Source organism: Vibrio sp. 10N.222.55.C6 (assembly GCF_041473395.1).
In the GTDB taxonomy this organism is placed as follows: Bacteria; Pseudomonadota; Gammaproteobacteria; order Enterobacterales; family Vibrionaceae; genus Vibrio; species Vibrio crassostreae_C.
On sequence record NZ_JBFRSD010000837.1, the window covers coordinates 1 to 528 of the forward strand.

Genomic DNA, 528 nt, shown 5'->3' on the forward strand with positions numbered 1-528 from the left:
AGCCGCAACAATAATAACGCTCGACAAGCAGAATAGCAGCACGATAAAGCGCCAGCAGAATTTTGCCCAATCACCCCAGTCAATGCGGCATACACCTAGTGTTGCCATCAAAGAAGCTGATGTTGGGACGATGATATTGGTAAAGCCATCACCTAGCTGGAATGCTAAAACCGCGACTTGACGAGTCACACCTGCTAAATCGGCGAGTGGCGCCATTAATGGCATCGTTAGAGCTGCCTGCCCTGATCCTGACGTTACAAAGAAGTTGAAAATAGCTTGGAAGGCGAACATCAGCCAAGCAGCCATCGCTTCTGGCAATGCACTAATCACACCGCCCGCACTGCTTAAGATTGAATTCAGTACGCTTGGCTCGGTTGCATCGCTGCCGCCGCCTAAAATCAGCAAGATACCTTTAGCACTACCCACAAGAATAGCGGGCGCTAGCATCACACTTGCGCCTTCCTTAAATGAATCGGCCATGTCGTTGATGGTCATATCATTTAATCGGAAAATAACACCGATTAAGCC

At 48.9% G+C, this 528-nt stretch carries 1 protein-coding gene; it reads right to left on the reverse strand.

Features of this window, described 5'->3' with window-relative positions; genetic code table 11:
• Positions 1-528: AbgT family transporter (locus AB4486_RS26450; RefSeq protein WP_372119729.1), on the reverse strand; the 528-nt coding region annotated here is incomplete at both ends.